13 protein-coding genes and 1 pseudogene are annotated in these 17,991 nt (G+C 38.2%); 10 read left to right on the top strand and 4 right to left on the bottom strand.

The features are described 5' to 3' along the window. Window positions 1–7 precede the first annotated feature (7 nt). Window positions 8–2,644, bottom strand: a complete 2,637-nt coding sequence (alaS, locus tag F936_RS13610) for an alanine--tRNA ligase (RefSeq protein ID WP_005048151.1) — start codon at window positions 2,642–2,644, stop codon at window positions 8–10. 270 nt (window positions 2,645–2,914) lie between these two features. On the opposite strand from alaS, the gene gap reads away from it, so the two are divergent. From gap to F936_RS13580, 6 genes are all read left to right on the top strand, one after another. Beyond that, window positions 2,915–3,934 carry a type I glyceraldehyde-3-phosphate dehydrogenase gene (gene gap / locus F936_RS13605; protein ID WP_005048149.1) on the top strand — a complete coding sequence of 340 codons (1,020 nt, stop codon included), beginning with the start codon at window positions 2,915–2,917 and terminating at the stop codon, window positions 3,932–3,934. 187 nt (window positions 3,935–4,121) lie between these two features. Continuing rightward, window positions 4,122–5,207: a hypothetical protein gene (locus tag F936_RS13600; RefSeq protein WP_005048146.1), complete on the top strand. Its 1,086-nt coding sequence runs from the start codon at window positions 4,122–4,124 to the stop codon at window positions 5,205–5,207. A gap of 189 nt (window positions 5,208–5,396) precedes the next feature. Further along, the gene (locus F936_RS13595; protein WP_005048143.1) at window positions 5,397–6,563 is read left to right on the top strand and encodes an ATP phosphoribosyltransferase regulatory subunit; all 1,167 of its coding nucleotides are present in this window, start codon (window positions 5,397–5,399) and stop codon (window positions 6,561–6,563) included. Between the two features lie 63 nt (window positions 6,564–6,626). After that, the gene (locus F936_RS13590) at window positions 6,627–7,946 is read left to right on the top strand and encodes an adenylosuccinate synthase (protein WP_003652692.1); all 1,320 of its coding nucleotides are present in this window, start codon (window positions 6,627–6,629) and stop codon (window positions 7,944–7,946) included. A gap of 121 nt (window positions 7,947–8,067) precedes the next feature. Beyond that, the gene (locus F936_RS13585; protein WP_005048141.1) at window positions 8,068–8,385 is read left to right on the top strand and encodes a hypothetical protein; all 318 of its coding nucleotides are present in this window, start codon (window positions 8,068–8,070) and stop codon (window positions 8,383–8,385) included. A 116-nt stretch (window positions 8,386–8,501) separates the two neighbouring features. Next, on the top strand, window positions 8,502–9,281 hold the full coding sequence (locus tag F936_RS13580) for a M48 family metallopeptidase (RefSeq protein WP_005048138.1): 780 nt from the start codon (window positions 8,502–8,504) through the stop codon (window positions 9,279–9,281). A 54-nt stretch (window positions 9,282–9,335) separates the two neighbouring features. Here the strand turns inward: F936_RS13580 and F936_RS13575 are convergent, their stop codons facing one another. Together F936_RS13575 and crp are read right to left on the bottom strand one after the other, a co-directional pair. After that, entirely contained in the window at window positions 9,336–10,385 is a 1,050-nt protein-coding gene (locus tag F936_RS13575) for an NADP(H)-dependent aldo-keto reductase (RefSeq protein ID WP_003652689.1), read from the bottom strand. Window positions 10,386–10,544: 159 nt separating this feature from the next. Further along, window positions 10,545–11,252 carry a cAMP-activated global transcriptional regulator CRP gene (crp, locus tag F936_RS13570; RefSeq protein WP_005048135.1) on the bottom strand — a complete coding sequence of 236 codons (708 nt, stop codon included), beginning with the start codon at window positions 11,250–11,252 and terminating at the stop codon, window positions 10,545–10,547. Window positions 11,253–11,493: 241 nt separating this feature from the next. Between crp and F936_RS19585 the strand changes: the two are divergent. The 3 genes and pseudogenes from F936_RS19585 to F936_RS13560 all read left to right on the top strand — a co-directional run. After that, window positions 11,494–11,556: pseudogene (locus tag F936_RS19585) on the top strand (hypothetical protein); the annotation flags it as partial. A gap of 135 nt (window positions 11,557–11,691) precedes the next feature. After that, the gene (locus F936_RS13565) at window positions 11,692–12,114 is read left to right on the top strand and encodes an OsmC family protein (protein WP_004642007.1); all 423 of its coding nucleotides are present in this window, start codon (window positions 11,692–11,694) and stop codon (window positions 12,112–12,114) included. A 92-nt stretch (window positions 12,115–12,206) separates the two neighbouring features. After that, complete coding sequence (locus F936_RS13560; RefSeq protein ID WP_026055570.1) at window positions 12,207–12,632, top strand: GNAT family N-acetyltransferase; 426 nt, start codon at window positions 12,207–12,209, stop codon at window positions 12,630–12,632. Here the strand turns inward: F936_RS13560 and F936_RS13555 are convergent. Next, window positions 12,629–13,438 carry a peptidoglycan DD-metalloendopeptidase family protein gene (locus F936_RS13555; RefSeq protein ID WP_005048131.1) on the bottom strand — a complete coding sequence of 270 codons (810 nt, stop codon included), beginning with the start codon at window positions 13,436–13,438 and terminating at the stop codon, window positions 12,629–12,631. The genes F936_RS13560 and F936_RS13555 overlap by 4 nt on opposite strands. A 336-nt stretch (window positions 13,439–13,774) precedes the next feature. Here F936_RS13555 and F936_RS13550 point away from each other — a divergent pair, with 336 nt between their 5' ends. Beyond that, window positions 13,775–17,683, top strand: a complete 3,909-nt coding sequence (locus F936_RS13550) for a Dyp-type peroxidase (RefSeq protein ID WP_005048128.1) — start codon at window positions 13,775–13,777, stop codon at window positions 17,681–17,683. Window positions 17,684–17,991: the final 308 nt, after the last annotated feature.

Below are 17,991 nucleotides of genomic sequence, written 5' to 3'. Positions count from 1 at the left end.
TGAAGTCTTATTTTTGTTCAAGCCATGCAGGTAATGCAGCAATAACTTGTCCAAACTTCTCGTTAAGTGGCGCGCCACCTTGTGCTAAGTCAGGTTTACCACCACCTTTACCACCTAACTCGGTTGCTAGATGCTTGATGATGTCACCTGCTTTTAGATTTGCAGTGTATTGTGATGCAACTGAAGCAAGCAGGCTAACTTTGTCACCCTCTACGCCAGCTAATACAATGACTGCGTTCTCTAATTTTGATTTAACACTGTCGTGCAAGTTGCGAAGTGATTTCGCATCTACACCGTGAACAGTGGTAATAAGCGTTTGACGACCAGCAATCGTTTGTACCTGATCAATCAATTCTGATGCTTGGAAGTTTGCCAATTTCTGATTGAGCTGTTCAATCTGCTTTTGTAATGTAGAAACAAGTTCTACATTGGCTTGTACACGGTCAACAGTTTGGTCTTTCTGTGCTTTTAATAAGCCATTAATGTGCTGGATATCTGAATCGGTTTTTTGTACTACATCTAAAGCTTTACTACCTGTAACTGCTTCAATACGGCGTACACCAGCAGCCACACCACCTTCAGAGGTGATTTTAAATAAACCAATATCGCCTGTACGCTTAACGTGAATACCACCACAAAGTTCGATTGAGAAGTTTTTCTCATCAATCACTGAACCCATAGCGAGAACACGAACTTCGTTACCGTATTTTTCACCGAACAACATCATGGCACCTTTGGCTTTTGCCGCTTCGATGTCAAGTAGTTCAGTTGTTACTGCGGTATTTGCAATAATTTCTGCATTTACCAAACGCTCAACCTGTTGCAACTGTTCAAAAGTTACAGGTTGGTCGTTAGCAAAGTCAAAACGTAAGATATCACTTGCAACTAAAGAACCTTTTTGTTGTACGTGTGACCCTAAAATTTGACGAAGGGCAGCATGTAATAGGTGAGTTGCCGAGTGGTTACGAGCTGTTGCATCACGAATGTCTGCTTTAACAATCGCTTCAACGTTTTGATCGGCTTTAAGATTACCAACGGTCACAATACCTTGATGAACAAAGGCACCGCCTGATTTTTTCGTATCTTGAACTTCAAAAATACCAGTTTCATTTTTGAAGATACCTGTATCGCCAATCTGACCACCACTTTCTGCATAGAAAGGAGTTTGGTTTAAAACGATAAGTGCTTCATCACCTTCAGAAACTTCATCAACTTGTACGCCATCTTTGTAGATCGCTACAATTTGGCCTTGACCAGTTGTGTTGATGTAACCGTCAAATTGGGTTTCGCCTTCAACTTGTACAATGCTGTTGTAATCAACTGCGAATTTACCAGCATCACGAGCACGTTGACGCTGTGCAGCCATTTCTACTTCAAAGCCAGCTTCGTCAATAATAAAGTCACGTTCACGTGCAATATCAGCTGTTAAGTCTGTTGGGAAGCCGTAAGTGTCGTAAAGTTTAAATACAGTCGCACCAGGAATCGTCTTATCTTTTAATTGAGCAAGCTCGCCTTCAAGTAGTTTTAAGCCTTGCTCAAGTGTTTTAGCAAACTGTTCTTCTTCACGAATTAAAGTTGCTTCAATCACATCTTTGCGCGCTACAAGTTCTGGATAAGCATCACCCATAACTTCGATTAAAGGTTGCAACATTTTGTAGAAGAACGTACCAGTTGCACCAAGTTTATTACCGTGACGCACAGCGCGACGGATAATACGACGTAATACATAACCGCGGCCTTCGTTGCTTGGGTTTACACCATCAGCAATTAAGAAACAGCATGAACGCGCATGGTCTGCAACTACACGTAAAGACGGCTGACCTTCGTCTTTGATACCAATAATGTTTGCAGCAGCTTTTAATAAGTGTTGGAACAAGTCAATGTCATAGTTTGAATTAACATGTTGCAATACAGCAGAGATACGCTCCAAGCCCATACCTGTATCAACAGATGGGGCAGGGAGTGGGTGAAGTACGCCGTCGTTCGTGCGGTTAAACTGCATGAAAACGTTGTTCCAGATTTCAATGAAACGGTCGCCATCTTCTTCTGGAGAGCCTGGTAAGCCACCCCAAATATGATCGCCATGGTCAAAGAAAATTTCAGAACATGGACCACATGGACCTGTGTCACCCATTGCCCAGAAGTTATCAGATGCGTATTTTTCGCCTTTATTATCACCAATACGGATAATACGTTCAGGCGCTAAACCAATTTCTTTATTCCAGATGTCATAAGCTTCATCATCAGTGTGATAAACCGTCGCATATAAACGATCTTTAGGAAGTGCTAGCCACTCATCACTAGTCAAAAATTCCCAAGCAAATTTAAGAGCATCACGTTTGAAATAATCACCAAATGAGAAATTACCTAACATTTCAAAGAATGTATGGTGACGAGCAGTGTAACCAACGTTGTCTAAATCATTATGTTTGCCGCCAGCACGTACACATTTTTGTGATGTGGTTGCACGTACATAGTCACGTTTTTCAAGACCTAAGAAGCAGTCTTTAAACTGGTTCATCCCAGCATTTGTAAATAATAAAGTTGGGTCGTTGGCAGGAACAAGAGAACTCGACGCGACACGTGTATGCCCTTGCGTCTCAAAGTAGCGCAAAAATGCTTCACGAATTTCAGCAGATGTCATTAAACGAGTACTCACAACCAAGTCACTCCATATTTTCGAATTTGGCTAAATGTATCAATGCCTGTTTGTTTTATGTCAAACCTGAGCATTTGATACGGGGCTTATTTTTTAAAAACGCTAAATTGTAGCGGAAAAACCCCACCGAACCAACGATTTTAAAAGGAATATCTTACAAAACTGTGATTTGGCTAAAAATCTATATTCAATTGGGCGTGACGTGCTTTACTATATGCCTTCTTTAGCCTTTAGTTTTGTAGATAAGGATAGGTCATGCAACGTATCGCCATTAATGGGTTTGGGCGGATTGGACGTAATGTTTTACGTGCTTGGTTTGAGAGCTCAAAACAATTTCAATTTGAAATCGTGGCGATTAACGATATAGCAGATGTACAAACATTAGTGCACTTATTTAAATATGATTCCACACATGGCCGTTTTAATGGGAATGTGGAAATATTTATTGAAAATGAAAAAGTTTTTTTGAACATTCAATCAAATCAAAGAACGCTAAAAGTTGAAGTTTTAAAACAGGAACAACCTGAGCTTTTGCCATGGTCTAGTTTGGATGTTGATGTCGTACTTGAGTGTACCGGACTGTTCCGTTCCCACGCTGATGCAACCCGCCATCTACAAGCTGGAGCAAAAAGGGTAATTATTGGTGCAGCACCTTTTGATCATGTAGATGCAGCAATTGTCTATGGTGTTAACCATGCAGATGTGAAAGCGACTGATCAGATCATATCAAGTGTTTCATGTACTACGCAGGCTTTGGTGCCCTTAGTTAAAATCATTGATGATGCTTTTGGTATTGAAACTGCGCTTATGACAGAAATTCATGCTGTTACAGCAGACCAGTCTGTACTTGATCACGCGCATCGTGATTTGCGTCGTGCCAGAGCTTCTGGACAAAATATTATACCAACTACGTCTAGTGCACTCGGTGCATTAAAGCGCGTTATGCCAAAAATGGAAGACCGTATAGATGGTTATTCAATTCGGGTGCCGACTATTAATGTGGCTGCAATTGACTTAACTTTTATCGCTCAATCGCCAATTACTGTGCATCATATTAATGAAGTGTTGATTAAAGCTTCTCAAACAGATTATGCAGAAATTATGGCTATTACTGATGAACCATTAGTTTCAAGTGATTTCAACCATTCTCCTTATTCGCTGATTGTTGATTTAACCCAGACCATGGTGGTGGGGCATCAAGCTAAAGTATTTGCTTGGTACGATAATGAATGGGGCTATGCAAATCGATTATTAGATTTGTGTGATTCTTTCTAAACGTCAATTGAAATAATTTAAGGATGTTAAATTAACATCCTTTTTTATAATTACTAATTTATGATCTGAATAGTTATAGAAATAACTTAAAAGAAAATTTATTTTAAAATTCTAAATATTTATATTGTGAAAAACTATCTCTATTTGTATGATTCGCAAACATTAAAATTTTAATTATAGAGTTCATATGAAATTTAACTCAAAAAAAATAAGTGGTTTTTTAATTATTACATCTAATATTATTTTAACCGCTTGTGGTGGTGGAGGCTCAGATCAAAATACTAATGATCAAGCTGAAAGTAATTTAGAAAAAGACGATGCAATTTACCAAGTTTATTACCAACCTTCTAATTTTTCTTCAGAGGTTTATAGTGATTTTTTTGAAATCACTCAATATCCAATTAAAAATAATGAAATATTTTTTGCAAAGTCACATAAGCTGCCGCTAGAGAATGAACTTCTTACTGAACAAAAAATTTTAAATAAAGGTACATTACAAACAAATATTGTAAAAAGGTTGACACCTAGCAGTTGGACTTATGAATTAACGCCTGATTTGAAAAAGAATTTAAAGTTTGAAATTGTGAAGTTGGATGGTGAAAATATCTTTGACCGTGTATTACCGGGCTATAAAGAAAATAAAAATCTAGAAACGGGTCTTCATAATCAACTTGATAAAAATTTAATTGAATTTTATCAAAACTATAAGAATGTTAGGTTTCCAAAAAATAGTTATTGTTATCGTTTAAAAGAGACTCAATGGAATCAATCTTATATTTCAGATATATCTGGTTTTGATTCAAGTCCATCGTTTAGTGAGAAAAAGCAGTCAATTATCGAAAGATATAATAACTTAGGTCCAGATAAAAAGTATTTTAGGCTTCTAAATTCGCAGTGGTACGGCTATAACTTAACTGTTTTAGAAAACTTAGAAACTGGTGATATTCAAAGTGCATGGGGAAATAATAATAACCAGTCTGCTTTTTTTATTAATTTTATATCAAGTAGTTCGTGGGATGCTGATAGAGATTTAGCTTATGAGAAGTCTCATCCTTATTCTATAGAAGATAACCCGCTTAATGATGTGCACTCATTAATTGCTTTCAGACAAAAGCTAAAAATTGCAAATCTTGAAAAAGGTTGTTTTGCTTTTAATACTCAAGCAGCTCAAGCTATTCAAAAGTTAAATTTGGTGAATTGGAAACAAGGTGATAGTTCAGTTATTGACCCTTTCTTTGGTCGAAGAACTTTTGATTATAATTTAAGTGAGTGATAGTAAGATATTGAATCCACTTGCTAATTCATAAAAACTTCTTTTTGACTTTAGAGTTTATTCAGAAAGATTTATGCAAATTGTCAGGTGCATGGCAGAAAGTATCATGCTACACTAAGAGAAATCGGGTGTGTTCCCGATTTTTTTATGTGGGGTCGTTCCACGTTGATCAGATTTTAGGCTTGAAATATGACCATTTCAGAGACATGGTTGCTGCCTGACGGGGTAGCCGATGTATTGCCGGAACAGGCACAAGTCATTGAAAAACTTCGCCGTGAAGCTTTAGATTTCCTCGCGGTACGAGGTTATCAATTGGTATATACACCATTTATCGAATACATCGAATCGTTGTCTTCATTATCAGAATCAAATCAAGACTTAGATTTAGTAACTTTTAAGGTTATTGATCAGCTCTCAGGCCGTTTACTCGGTGTTCGTGCTGATATGACGCCACAAGTTGCACGTATTGATGCACATGTAAGACCAGTTGAAGGCGTTGCACGTTACTGTTATTCAGGGACTGTATTACATACTAAACCACAAAATTTCAATGCCACTCGTGCGCCTTTACAATTAGGTGCCGAATTATATGGCCACGATAGTATCGAAGCTGATGTCGAAATGGTCGGTGTTATGCTGGGGTTGATTGAGAACACCTATACTTTACAAGGCGCGCATTTAGATTTGGGCCATGTAGGGTTGTTCCGTAGTCTAGTCAAGTATGCTGGACTGTCAAAAAATGAAGAGCATGAACTGTCTGATCTTTATCAAAGAAAAGCATTGCCAGAGTTAGCAGAATTTACTCAAAGCCTAAATATGGGTTCTGATTTCTATGCGCTTGGCCGTTATTCTAGTGATCTAGAAGCATTGCAGACGAATTTAAGTGCCAATATTTTGCAAGATTCTGAATTTAAGTCAGCATTAGATGCACTTAAGACGACGCTTGAGCAAATTAAAGGGCGCTGGCCAAATCTTAATATTGGTATCGATGTCGTAGAGCTACGTAGTTATCACTATCACACTGGTTTAATGTACGCAGTATATGCGCCGAACCGTGCTGCGCCGTTAGCGCAGGGTGGCCGTTACGATGGTATAGGTGAGCATTTTGGTCGCGCACGTCCTGCTACTGGCTTTAGTTGTGATTTATATGCCTTAGGCGCAAATCAGTTCGCAGAAATCGAAACTGTTGTTGCTCCAAAAGGCTCAAAACAAGATTTACTTTCAGCAATTTCGAATGCACGCGCTCAAGGTTTACGTGTCGTTCAATTGTTAGGTAATGATGATTTAAGTTCTATTCCATACGCGACCCATCGACTCGTGTCGCAAAATGGTCAATGGAATATTGAAAAGATTTAATCGCCAACGGTAAGTTTTTACTGGTGGTTTCCAATTTTAACAGCATGATGTAATGAGGCTATTATGGGCAAAAATGTTGTGGTACTTGGTACCCAATGGGGCGACGAAGGTAAAGGTAAAATCGTCGACCTGCTCACAGATCAGGCGGCTGCGGTAGTACGTTATCAAGGCGGACATAACGCAGGTCATACTCTTGTCGTAGGTGGTAAAAAAACTGTATTGCACCTCATTCCATCAGGTATTTTACGTGAAAACGTATTGTGCTTAATTGGTAATGGTGTAGTACTTTCACCAGCCGCGTTAATTGAAGAAATGGGAATTTTGGAAGCAGAAGGAGTTCCTGTTAAAGAACGCCTACGTATTTCTCCAAACTGTCCACTCATTTTGCCTAACCACATTGCACTTGATCAGGCACGTGAAAAGAAACGTGGTAATGCTAAAATCGGTACTACAGGTCGTGGTATTGGTCCTGCATACGAAGATAAAGTGGCTCGCCGTGCAGTGCGTGTTGCTGACCTTGTTCGTGGTGGTGCAGCATTAGAAGAAAAATTGTCTGAGATGCTTGAGTTACATAACTTCCAGTTAACTCAGTTCTACGGTGTAGAAGCTGTTAAATTTGAAGATGTATTGGCTCTTTGCAACCAATGGCGTGAAGTTCTTGCTCCATTAGTAGTTGATGTTACTAAAGTGTTGCATGACTATCGCAAAGAAGGTAAAGCTGTAATGTTTGAAGGAGCTCAAGGCTCACTTCTTGATATCGACCACGGTACTTATCCATATGTTACCAGTTCAAATACAACTGCTGGTGGCGTAAGCTCTGGTTCAGGTATGGGACCTTTACATCTTGATTATGTATTAGGTATTACTAAAGCTTATACAACTCGTGTAGGTGCTGGCCCATTCCCAACTGAATTGGTTTACGATGCAGCAGCTGATGCCGGTGATCCAGTTGGTAAACACTTGGGTACAGTCGGTCATGAGTTTGGTGCTTCTACTGGTCGTCAACGTCGTTGTGGTTGGTTTGATGCTGAAATCCTTCGCCGTTCTGTAGATGTAAACTCACTTTCTGGTATTTGCTTAACTAAACTTGACGTTTTAGATGGTTTAGAAGAAGTGAAAATCTGTGTGGGCTATGAAAATACAGATTCAGGCTGTGTAGGTTCTTCTGATGCGGTTTCTTTTGAATGCTTGAAACCAATCTACGAAACTATGCCTGGTTGGAGCGAGTCGACTGTTGGTTTAACTAGTATCGACCAATTACCAGCAAATGCTTTGGCTTATGTGAAGCGCATTGAACAGTTAATCGAATGTCCGATTGATATCGTTTCAACTGGTCCAGACCGTGCAGAAACAATTGTTTTACGTCATCCATTCTCTGCTTAATTAAGCAAAGATTAAAAAGCCTCCTGAAAGGGGGCTTTTTTATACCCGACTAAAGTGCAGTTTTTGTTTTATTCGATTCGGATTAAAACGTTATATATCGATAAGGAATGATGGGCTCAGGATGAAGCTGCAACCAACTATTTCAAAAACAATCTTTTATTCTTTTTTATTTGCTATTGGTGGCTCTCCAACATTAGCGATGTTGGTCATTTATGGGCAAGAATATCATGAAGATTTCTTCATAACTGCTTTTATGAGCTTGTCAGTATTGTTCGCATGTGTATTAATTCCTGTGGTATTCATACAAAATAGTTATTTACTCTGGAAAAGAGAAAGTCCTAATCTTGAAGAGAAAGTTAAGACCTTAAGTCATATCTATCTTGGCTTAAATGTAATATGTTTGATTTTCTGGATTTATTTGATGACTTTATCTGCTTGATCGTTACATAAATACTATGATCATGAAGGAATGAGACATTCAAAGCGTGAGCGGTATTTCTTATAATAAGTGTAAAAGAATAAACAGCTTTTTTAACGATTTAGGTGATCCGTGTTATGAATAAAAAACTCTTTTTAAGCTTGTGTGCTGCAAGTGTGATGACCATTTCTGGCTGTGCAACAGTAGCGGATATGGCAGGTGCAGATACAGCGACCTTAAATACTCAATCTGCTCAGGGTTTTAATAAAATGGTGCAGGAAGCACGTGGTAAAGGTGCGCTAGATACTAGTTCTAGTACATATAACCGCATTAATGCTGTATTCAACCGTTTAAAACCATATGCGAACCAGATGAACCAGACGGGTCAGCCATTTAGCTGGCAGTTGGCAGTGTTGAAGTCTGACTCGATTAATGCTTACGTAGCACCGGGCGGTAAAGTTGTGTTTTATACAGGTATTGTCAATAAATTGAACCTGACTGATGCTGAAATTGCAGCAGTTATGGGGCATGAAATGACTCACGCCTTAGAAGAGCATGCAAAAAGTAAAATCGGTGCTCAGGCTTTGACTGATTTAGCATTAGGTATTGGTTTAAGCTATGCCGGTAACAATGTCGGTCAGCTTGGAACTGCTGCTGCTCAACTGGGTTCGCAAGTGGGTGTAGGCTTACCATATTCTCGTAGCTTGGAAAGTCGTGCTGACCAAGGCGGTTTAATGCTAATGGCGCGTGCAGGTTATAACCCAAATGCTGCGATTACACTGTGGGAGAAAATGAACAAGCTTGAAGGTGGTGGTGGTTCATCTTTCCTGTCTACTCACCCATCTAACTCTCAGCGTATTGGCGAAATGCGTAAAAACTTGCCTGCAGCAATGGCAGTTTATAATACCCGTAAATAAGATATAAATTTTTTATAGATAAAGAAAACGGATGCTTAAGCATCCGTTTTTTATTTAGGGCGCAGGGTTGGGCTGTTGAGTGTGAATGGCCTCAATACCTTGCAAAACTTCAGCAGATAATTCAATTTCAAATGCCTGAATATTTTCTTTAAGTTGGTCTAGGTTCGTGGCACCAATAATTGTGCTGGTCACAAAGAATTGTTGTTTGATAAATGCTAATGCCATTTGGGTTAAGCTTAACCCATGTTTCTCTGCTAGCTGTGCATATTGCTCAGTTGCCCATTCGCTTTGAGGGTTACTATAGCGGCTAAAACGCGGAAATAATGTGACACGGGCATTAGCGGGACGAGCGCCATTTCTAAACTTTCCAGAGAGGTAACCAAAAGCAAGAGGAGAGTAAGCGAGTAAACCAACATCTTCATATTTAGCAATTTCAGACATACCTAGTTCATAAGTACGGTTGAGTAGACTATATGGGTTTTGAACGCTTACGAACTTACTTACACCTAATTTTTCAGCCAAATGTAAAAACTTCATAGTGCCCCATGGAGTTTCATTTGATAAGCCAATATAGCGAATGCGTCCGCGGTTAATCTCTTCTTGTAGAGCAAGTAATGTTTCTTCTAGAGGTGTTGTGTCGTAATCATTTTGAGCTTGCTGGTTGCCATAAGCTAACGTACCAAAGAAGTTGGTGTGACGTTCAGGCCAATGGAGTTGATAGAGGTCGATATAGTCGGTTTGGAGACGTTTGAGTGAACCATCTAGAGCTTTCGCAATATGATCGCTGTTGAAGCGCGTATGGCCTTCTCGGATGTGTGTTCCTCCAAAGCCGGGCCCGGCAATTTTAGAGGCGAGGAAGACTTTATCACGTTGACCATTTTGGGCAAACCAATTGCCAATGATCGTTTCTGTTGCACCATAAGTTTCAGGTTTTGGCGGAACCGAATACATCTCTGCCGTATCCCAAAAATATAAACCGTGTGCCAAAGCATAATTAAGTTGTTGAAATGCTTCTTGCTGGGAATTTTGCTCACCAAATGTCATGGTGCCTAAACAAATTTCTGGAAGCTTGAGGCCTGTGCGACTAAGTGGGTTAAATTGCATACAGTGGAATCCTTGGAAATTTTGAGCTAACCTAACGGAGAATATGTATTCAACTTAAATCATAAAATTAGAATAGTTTGTAAGTTTTGTGTATTAACTCATTGTTGCATATAAAAAAAGCAAACCGAAGTTTGCTTTTGATTAAAAATTTAATAAATATTATTCTTCATCATCATAGTCTTCATCAGAAACAGGTGCATCTTCTAATGAAACATCAAAAATAAGAATAGCTTTACCATCTGTCTGGATCATGCCTTGATCTTCTAAGGTTTTGAGTACACGGCCAACCATTTCACGTGAACAACCCACAATACGGCCAATTTCTTGACGAGTAATACGAATTTGACGACCATTTGGCAAAATCATTGCTTCTGGCTGTGAAGATAGGTCGATTAAACAACGTGCAATACGGCCAGACACATCGATAAATGCAAGATCTGTCATTTTACGGGTCGTATTTTTTAGACGGCGAACGAGCTGTGCAAAAACAGCATAACTTAAGTCTGGATATTGTTTGCTAAGTTCGTGGAAGTTGTCATAAGAAATTTCTGCAATTTCACAGACATCACGAGTACGAACTTCAGCTGTACGTTGAGGGTTCGGTTCGAAAAGCCCCATTTCCCCAAAGAAGTCACCCGGATTCAAATATGCAACAACAATTTCACGTTCATCATCTTCACGTAAAATAATTGAAACTGAGCCTTTTAAAATTAAATATAAAGATTTCGACTCTGTTCCGGCATCAACAATTGTGGTTCGTTTTGGATATCTGTTGATGTGAGCACGTTTTAACAATGCTTTAACGGATTCAGGTAGTTGCCCCGGGGATAAAGCATCTGTGCTGAGTTGTGAAAAATTTGAAGTCATGCTTAATATGTTCCGAATAGGGTAAACAATTCACACAAGCCCGAGATGAGCTATTACACAGAAGAGATGAAATTCCTTATCAACTCATTTTATGTTAGTGTACAAAACAAGGGTCTGTTGACATTTCACAGATGGTTGCGACATAAGACAATTCTTTTAGACGTTACCAAGCAAGAGCTATGAAATTTAGCCATTCTAAATAAATAGATCTTAACAACGGAACGTACAAAATAACATGGTCTTGCGCTATGCCTGCACTGCTTAAATTGCAGCTCAGATTATGGCTGAAATTTCACAAACTATATAACAAAACTGGACAAAGGATAGCCATTGTCTGGGTTTTGCGTCTTATTTGGATTAATTTTTAGCTCTAAAGCAATCCATAGATGAAATGTCAACAGACCCTGCTTAAATTTATAATTTTTTTTAGGTAGTTGCAATGCAAACAAGTGTACATTGGCTAGAGAATGTTGCTTTTGAAGCGAAATCAGATAGTGGGCATAGTGTCATCATGGACGGCTCACCTGAGTATGGTGGTGAAAACCGTGGTCCACGTCCTATGGAGTTGCTATTAATGGGACTTGGTGGGTGTGCTTCGTTTGATATTGTGACCATTTTAAAGAAATCTCGTCAAGATGTGACGAATGTTGTATGTAATTTAAAAGCTGAGCGCGCTGACGCAATTCCGGCTGTTTTTACTAAAATCCACTTACACTTCGTGGTAACAGGTAAAGCTGTAAAAGAAAAACAGGTTGCAAAAGCGGTTGAATTATCTGCCGAAAAATATTGTTCAGCGAGTAAAATGCTTTCTGATGGTGGTGTTGAAATTACCCATGACTTCGAAATTATTGAAGCTGAATAAGGTGTTTTTTTGATAGATAAAAAAAGAAGCTGACATTAGAGTTGGCTTTTTTTATTGTCAAAAATAACTAAAAAATAAGAGGAGAAATGAAAGTGAATATTCGCACTGCTAAATGGGAAGATACTCAGGCAATTTGTAATTTACTTAAACAGATGGGGTACCCACAGCCTCTCGCTCTTATCCAAGAAAAATTTGAAATACTACATAGCGATCCTAAATCACAAATTTTGATTGCTGAAGAAGAGAATAAAATTTGTGGTTTTTTATCTCTTTATTTTATTCCACAAATCGCCTTAAAAGGTGACTTTGCCAAAGTATGCTATTTATGTGTTGATGAAAATATACGAAGTAAAGGTGTTGGACATTTACTTTTGCAGCAGGCTGAGCAATTGGCAAGGCAACGTGGCTGTGATCGAATGGAACTGCATTCGGGCGAACAGCGAACATTGGCGCATCAATTTTACTTACGAGAAGGGTATGTCGATTCGCCAAAATATTTCCGGAAAAAACTAAATTAGCGCGTTTTGCCTAAGAATAACTGAGGGTCTACTCGTGCATTATTAAGGCTCATGCCCCAATGCAAGTGCGGACCTGTCACACGTCCAGTTTTACCCACTAAACCTAAAGTTTCTCCTTGGCGAATATGTTGGCCTTTCTCTACTTTAATTGCACTTAAATGGCAAAACATACTGATTAAGCCTTGCCCGTGATCAATCAATACGGTTTGACCATTAAAAAAATAAGATCCAGTTTGAATTACAACACCATCTGCTGGTGCAACTACTTTTTGTCCCACTGGTGCAGGGATATCTAAACCTGAGTGGGGCGCGCGCTCTTCGCCATTAAAGAAGCGTTTTCGCCCAAAAGAGTTACTGAATTTCCCCGAAGTGGGGCGTATAAATTTTGGCAAGGCTTGCCATGTGCTCTGTGTAAAGGAGCTATAAACGTCATTTTGTTCTCTAGCTTCTTGAGCGTAACGGTCTAACTGACTTTGGTTGGGGTTCACATAGTCTTGGTTAGTAACTTTAATCCGTTGCTCAGTGTAAGGATAGGGCTTAATTTCTATTTGAATAGGGGCTTTATTGGTATCGAGCTGAACACTGCCGAGTGGAGTAGATAACGGAATACCAAGTACAGCATAACGCTGATGACCTTCTTGACTGATTAAAACTGGTTTTTGCTGGAAGTTGACCTGAGTAATATCAGCAGTTAAAGGAATAACCGCAATTCCGCCAGCTCTTCGAGAGTCTTGGGGGAGCTCGGCAAAGCAGTAAAAAGGTATTGATGTAAAAAGCAAAGTAGAAATGAGTTTTTTTATTAACATAGCAACAATAATTTTATAAGAGAATATTCGAGATTATATCAGTAAGTTTTAATTAAGAGTTATTTTAATTTTTTTAACAATTGAATTCTAATTTTATTTATTACTTTATTTTAATAATTAATTGTTTGTTTATCTTTGTTTTTGTGATTTTATTTGTCTTATATTTTAAATTTTCTAAACTTAACTTTTTATTTTGATTGTTTGTTAATTCTTACTGTTTTTCTTTGATTTTAAATCTCTTGTTATTCTGGTTTTTATTGTCAATAATGATTTTTTGGTTAAATTTATAATCAAAATTTTAATTATTATATAAATATTTTAAAGGACTTTAATATAATGTTAAATATATCTTATGAAGATCGTTTTACTGAAATATGGAAATACATGCAACGAGGGTTGGTTTATCCAGCCCCCCATGCAATTTTTACTACGGTTTGGCTTAATACCGAAATTACACGTGAAAAAATTCGTCAGTTAATGATCGCTGTGCGTCAAGAGGTCAATAAGAATCCAGCACTTTCTAGTAAAAATACAACTTTGGCAATTGGTATATCTTTTGATAATTGGGATCTGATTTGTAAAAAAGATAAGTTGTCACGACCAAAGGGAATGCAATTACATTATCCAGAAGAAAAAAATCCAAATGTCTCAGAAGTTTTTTCTGATTCTAATGGCAGTTTTAAAAATTCGGATGGCGACATTTGGTTGCATGTAAAAAGTGATGATGCCGATGCGTGTACAATATTACAGAAATATATTGAGCATTTTTTAGCTTCAGATATTAAAGAAATATTTAGTCAAGTTACTGCTTCACAATCTAAAACTGGTCGCAATGGTAAGGTTTTAGGGTGTCGTTTTTCTGAAAATTTAAATAATCCATCTGATCCAATTTCACTGGCAAAACATACTTTAATTGGTGCAGAAGATATTGATCATTTTGGTGGCTCATACGTTTTATCTCAAAGGTTTTTAATTAATTGGGATCAAATCAACATGATGTCAGAAGATCAAATTGAAGATTTGATTGGACGTAAAACTGACGACACGATTATTCCAGACCGTGATAGCCGTTCGCACATTAAAGCTTCTCGTGTACAAGATGAAAATGGAAATACTACACCAGTTCTGCGTTTGGGTTTGCCGTTTGGCCGTGCTGAGTCAAATTCAAGTTTTAGAGTGCCAAAATCGGTAACTAAAGCAGATGAAGCAGGGATTTATTTTGCTGGTTTTGCAAAAACTGCTGCAATTTTAGAAGAGGTTATGGCGAGTCAGATAGGGGCAATAGAAGGCTTTATGAATGACCGTCTATTCAATAGCCTTCATTCAGACTTGGGAGGAATATTTTATATTCCAAGTTTAAAAGATTTAGCATTAGATGATGCACCAGAATATTTAAATGATTTTAGTCGATTAGATAAAGATAACTGGAATTTTTTCCCAGGTATGGATTGGAATCGATTTGATCGCCATTATATGAATAGTTCCGATAATGGTTTGATGTACTACAATCATAGTAATTATCTTTTTAACATGGCAACTGGGCTAAATCCCCATAGTGAATTTTTTAAACCACCTTCTAATCGTATTTTAAGTTTACTTGAGAATACATTTTCTTTATGGCAAGACAACTGGTATTTCAACCGGAAACAAGAAGAAATTGAACAAGGGGTAGATTATTATATTGATGAGTTTGACATCAGTGATAAGCCTGAAAATATTATGGGTTTATCTATTATGTTGCGCAAAGGTTGGGCTATTCGATTAAGCTTACAGTTATTCTCATCAGAAAATTATGGTTTCCGCGGACGGAAAATTTTATTAAAAAATGGTGAAATGATTCCGTATTCAACTGGGCGCGAATGTGAAGGTAAGGTCATTTATGGATCGGATACTTATCGCATTATGCCTGATGAAATTATTGTAGGAGCTATGCCAAATCTGACCTTGGGTGAAGGTCGTTATGTCATGAAGTATTTATCTGAAGAAGAACGTCTCCAGGGCTTTTTGCGTAATTTAAGTGAAGCATCGGGTGTTGGGCATGTTATTCCAAATTATAAAAAGGCACTAGATTTAGGTTTAGCTGGTCTACAACAAGAAATTGCTAAACATGCAAGCAATGCGCAGACTCCAGAGAAGAAAGACTTCTATGAAGCTTCAAGATTAGCACTAACCGGTATTTCTGAATATTTCTTAAATTACTCAAAGCTTGCATTTAAAGTCGCAGGCCAGATGCAAAAAGGACAAGAGTTCGAAAGAGATAATTTAATTGCAATTGGTCGACGAATGGAAAAGTTGTCGAAAGATAAACCGGACACATTTATTGACGCAGTTCAATTTATTTTCACGTTGCATAGTTGTTTGCATTTAAATGGTGAGCCAACAGCATTTGGACGTATGGATCAGCTGTTGCACCCTTTCCTTGAAAAAGATGCGATTCCGCCTGAAGAAGCACAGGAAATTATCGATGCCTTCTATATTAAGCTAGATGAAAAAGTACAACAAAACCGTATGTTTATGGAAGACCATCAACCTTTTGGTAATCTCGCAATGGGTGGTAGTTCGGGACCTTATCCTCAAGGTGCATCTTTGGGGCAATGGATTCAACAGATTACAGTTGGTGGTACAGTCGCTGATGGTGAAGAAGACTTTTCTAAAACTAAACCAGCTTACAATGAGGTCACAAAATTATTCATTCGTGCATCAGGCCGGTTACCGTTAAATGCACCGTGTTTGTCTCTACGCACTCGCAAGGATATTCCTGAAGAAATTTTAGAAGTGGCTGCACATGCAATTTTATCTGGCGGTGCTCATCCAATTTTATTAAATGATGAAAAACTCATTCCTAGTCTTCATCAAAGTGGAAATGGTGTAGGGGGGGATGCACTCACTAATTTGCCAAATTGGAATTCTAAAGTCGATATTCGTTCAGCCCAAAATTATGCTTGCGATGGTTGTTATGAACCTCAGTTCCCTGGCGAAAATTGGTTTTCTTTAGGTGGATTCTCGACATTACAGCCTTTGGAGTGTACACTAAATCAGGGTAAAACAATTTCAAGTGCGGGACAAAGTTATCTATTTGGGCAAACTGTTTCATTAAATACGAAACCTGCCGATCAGATTGATAGTTTTGAAGAATTATTAGAGTTATACAAGCAACATTTTGAATTGCTCAATCGCAAGGCATTCAATGGGCAAATTCTAGGCTACGGTGCCAATACAGATATTTGTCCATCTCCAATTCTAAATGTCTTGATGGACGACTGCTTGGCTAAAGGGCAAGATTTTTATAGTGGCGGTGCTAAATATAATATTTATGGACCATGTTATATCTCGCTCAGTAATACAATTAACTCGTTGTATGCCATTAAGGCGATGGTTTTTGACCCGTTAACCGCAGTTACTACATTGCCTGAACTATTAGAATGTCTCTGCTGTGACTGGGGATATAAAATGACTGAGCCATTTATTAGCAATTTAGCTGGTCATGCCCGTATTGCCGCGCAAGCTGATCGTTATAAGCGCTTACGTGAAATTGCTTTGGCACAACCACGTTATGGGCGTGGTAACCCCGAAGTCGATAAACTAGGTGATGAGATTGTTAAAATGATTGCTGAGATATCAGTCAAGACATTTACTCATCCATGGCCACAATTCGCACAAAGCCTTAAAAGTTTGGCTGAATGCTATGGCTCAAAAGAGCATCCGTTTGGTATACAGATTCAACCGGGTGTGGGAACTTTTGAAAATCATGTGGAAATGGGGGCATGGAATGGTGCGAGTGCTGATGGTCGCCGTTTAGGTACAACAGTAGCTTCTGATCTAAGTCCATCACCAAGTCCAGCAGATTTGGCAATTGATCATCAAAAAGTTGAGTTTAGCCGTGCTTTACAAGGTTTTGAGGGTATCGGCACAAATTTAATGGCTGATGGAGCACCTACAGATTTTAATATTGGTGAAGACTTTGGAGTTCAAGAACTTGTAGCTATCCTGAAGCAATTCAGTCAAGGAAGTTCATCTAATATTTTAACAATAACAGTAGCTGACCCAGAAACATTTGCTCAAGCTGTGACATCACCTGAGCAATATAATTTGTTAAGAGTACGTACCGGTGGTTGGTCAAACTTCTTTACATCTGTGTTCCCTACTATTCAGGAGCAACACCAGCGTCGTCCTGTGTCGACGCCAGACCTACCCAAAGAAAAAACAGAACAAGCAAAATGCCCATTTCATCAATGGACTAATTGATTAGTTGTTTTAAAAGGCAGTCCTTTTAAATAAAGGCTGCCTTCAATTATTTTAATATTTAACAGTTATAACTATTAAAAACATCACAGCTTTCAAATTGCCATTTGTTATAAAAATTCAGATAAAAACATGACATTTTTGCTTTCTCTTAAAAATTATACAAAATGTACTTGAAATAGATCGCTCACAAACCCATATTATAATGGAGTTTTACTCTTTGTTATTTTAATAACATTATGAAAAATATATAAAAATTTATTTGAAATCCGAAAAAGTGTTCCCATTTATTACACAAGTACAAATTTGTT

It is taken from the genome of Acinetobacter calcoaceticus DSM 30006 = CIP 81.8, assembly GCF_000368965.1.
In the GTDB taxonomy this organism is placed as follows: domain Bacteria; phylum Pseudomonadota; class Gammaproteobacteria; order Pseudomonadales; family Moraxellaceae; genus Acinetobacter; species Acinetobacter calcoaceticus.
The sequence above is the reverse complement of the archived record's forward strand: the minus strand, read 5'-3'. Positions and strand labels throughout refer to the sequence as shown.